This window comes from Nocardiopsis sp. TNDT3, from assembly GCF_003427465.1.
Taxonomy (GTDB): domain Bacteria; phylum Actinomycetota; class Actinomycetes; order Streptosporangiales; family Streptosporangiaceae; genus Nocardiopsis; species Nocardiopsis dassonvillei.
The window spans coordinates 1-3,296 of sequence record NZ_QPFC01001256.1 but is presented as its reverse complement, the minus strand read 5'-3'; the positions used below and the strand labels follow the sequence as shown (position 1 = coordinate 3,296).

Sequence of the window (3,296 nt, the reverse complement as noted above, 5' to 3'; positions counted from 1 at the left end):
CGCCCAGGACGCCCGGGACAGGGCCGCGCGGGAGACCCGGGAAGAGGCCGACAGCCTGGTCTCCGACCTGGAGGACATCGCCGAGCGGGCCGACACCGCCCGGGACGCGGCGGAGACGGCGCGGACCGACGCCGCGAAGGCGAAGTCGGAGGCCGACGCCGCGAAGGCGAAGGCCGACCGGACGGCCGCGGACGCCGAGGCCCTGCGGACCTGGGCCGAGGGGCTCAGCACCAGCGCGTCCGAACACCGGGACAGCGCGGACCGGGCCGCCCAGGACGCGCAGAGGGCCGCGGAGGAGGCGCAGAGGGCCGCCGACACGGCTGAGGAGGCCCGCGCCGCCGCGGACAGGGCCGCCGAGGTGAGCACCCGCGCGGAGGCCGCCACCGACAGGGTCAAGCAGGCCGATGACCACGCCCGCGCGGCCCGCACCGCCGCGGACCGCGCGGTCCGGGCGGCGGCGAACGCTCCCCAGCCCTCCCCCGGCGGGCAGACGACATCGGACGGCACCGACGCCCGGGGAACGGCGGACACCCGGCAGGACGCCGCCCACCGGACCGCGGAGGACGCACGGGAGCGGGCCCGGCAGGCCCGGCAGACCACACGCGACGCGGTGCGGACCACGACCCGGGCCGCCGAGGACGCGAAGCAGCTGGCCGAGCAGGCACAGGACCTGCGCACCAGGGCGGAGACCACCGCGCGGGAGGCCCGGGAGGCCGCCGCCCGGGCGAACGAGGCACGCGGGATCGCGGAGAAGGCCCGGGGGGACGCCGACGCGACCGTGAAGACGGCCGACAGGACCGCCGCCGACGCCCGCCGCGCACACGAGTCCGCCCAGCGGGCCGCCCAGCAGGCGGAGGCCGCGGCCAAGAGCGCCGAGGCAGCCGCGAGGACCGCTGAGAAGGCCCGCGACGACGCCGAGAACATCGCCACCAGCGCCCGCGAACGCGCCGACAGCGTACGGAACCTCCTGGAGAGGATCGACGCGGCCGTGGAGCCGGAGAGGACGTCCTCCGACGACGGCCGGGAGAAGGACGACGACAAGGACGGCGGCCGGGACGAGGACGGTTCGGGCGACAACGGCAACAGCGCCGACGGCGGCGACCGGAGCGGCCAGGACCGTGACCGCTCCGACGACCAGCACGGTCCCGGCACCGAGGGCGGCGACAGGGGCCGCGGCACGGAACCGGACCACGGCAACCGCTCCCGGGGCGGAGGCGACCAGGACCGCTCCGCCGCCGCGAACACCGGCGGCCGCGGCCGCCCCTCCCCCCAGGCCGTGTCGGACGGGATCACCACCGCGATCCGGCTCGGGGAGATGGCCTCGGCCAGCATCAAGGACGCGCTCAACGGCTACCAGCGCGCCCAGGACCTGGTCGGCCAGAGCCGGGAGGCCGAGAGCCGGGGCCGCCCCGACGCCGCCGACCTGCGCGCCCGCGCCTACCAGACGCAGCGCGAAGCCAACGAGGCCTACCTCAACTACCGCGACTTCGCCCGGATGCAGGCCGACCTGCTGCGCCCCGGGAACCCGATCACCGTCATGACCGTCATGACGCCCCCCGCGGACCCGAGCGGCGACACCGGCCCCGTCCCCCTGGGCGGGACCAGCAGGGACATCCCGCTCGGCCCCCCCGACACCGACCCACCCGTCCGCCAGGGGGACACATCACCGGAGGGGGCCCCTCCGGAGGGCGCACCGCCGCCCCCGCCGCTTCCGGCCCTCACCTACGACGGCGGCTTCGTGCCGGACCGGAGCGGTCAGAGCTACGACCTGGGCTACCTGACCACGTCCAACCTCCTCGGACCGCACATGCTCTTCGCCGAGCACCTGCCCGGGTTCGTCGACGACGTCCTGGCCAACACGCCGGGCATGCCCGACACCGCACGGCAGGGAATCGTGGACGGCGTGGTCGACATCCTCACGAGGGAGGGGCCGCGGCCCTTCCTCCGCGAGGGCGGGCGCACCGTCAACACCACCCAGGGCGGGCAGACCTGGAGCGCCGACATCGACCTGCGCTCCCTCGGCGACGACTTCTACCACGTCGACGCCAAGGCCCTGAGCGGCGGCGGGGACTCCAGGTTCCTGCGGCTCAACGACGCGGGGCCCGGGGTGGACTCCAGCGACGGCGGGTCGCGCGGCGCGGGCAAGACCGTCGGCGGCAAGTTCACGATGAGCCCCTTCTACGTGACCGGCGTCGACGGCAACGACGCCGGGCCGATCGCGGCCGTCGGCGGGCGCGGCGGCGCGAGGGTCCGGGGCACCTCCGGATCGGCCTCGGCCAGCGCCAACGCCGCGAGCGGCATCGAACTGCTCGGCGCCCCGAACGTCTACGTCGGAGACCTCGGCATGAGGGCGTCGGTCACCGGTCCCGGCCTCACCGCGCCGCGCGTCCAGGAGGGGACCGCGTACAACGGGCTGGCCATGAACCTGCCCGGCGAGGTGGTGACCTCCGACGCCCCCCGGCGGATCGTGCCCGACAACGGACCGAAGGACGCGAACGGTCACCACGAGCCGGTGAACCGGCCGTTCACGGGTACCGGCCACCCGCTGGAGATCACCCGCCTCTCCCCTGCCCCGGCGGTGTCCGGCACCGGAACCGGTGTGAGCACCGCGTCCGGCGACGGCGGGACCGGCCGCGGCGGAGAGGACGGCCGCGGCGGTGAAGGCGACCGCGGGGACGGGACCGACCGCAGGGGCGGAGGCGACCGCCACGGCGGCACCGCCACCACGGGAGGCGGCGGCAGGCCGGGCGGGAGCACCCTCGGCACCTGGCTCGCCGACCACATCCTCCCCCCGCCCGAGGGGAACCGGGGCGGCGGCCGCACCCCCTCCGGCAAGGAGAAGCGCAACGACGAGTACCGCGCGCGGATCGAGGCGACCTTCGACAACGACCGGTTGCAGCAGTACCTGCCGCAGATGTCCAACAGTTCCGCGCACATCCGCATCGAGATCCCCGGCAGCCATCCCCGCATCATGCGGATGTGGTCGGTGCCGACCCAGTACGACCGCAAGGACTTCGCCCCCGGCCTGGCCGACTTCGTGCACAGCAACACCGCGGTCAAGAGCGACTCCTCCAGCGTGAAGCACTCCAGCGTGGCGTCCGGCTCGATCGGCGGCGGCTTCGGCATCTGGCTCGAACTGCCCAACGGCAAGAGCGTCCGGCTCGACCTGCCCTTCGTGGAGTACTCGGCGACCTTCGAGAAGAGCACGGGGACCGCGCTCAACACCTCGGGGACGAGCAGCCACGTCGTACACGCCCCGTCCGGCCACGCGGCCTACGACGTCAAGCGCGACTTCT

The 3,296-nt window shown here is 75.3% G+C and carries 1 protein-coding gene; it reads left to right on the top strand.

Annotated features, from left to right (window positions below; all coding sequences use genetic code 11):
* A partial coding sequence (locus DQW06_RS29040) for a hypothetical protein (RefSeq protein ID WP_370449141.1) occupies positions 1–3,296 on the top strand: 3,296 nt, incomplete at both ends.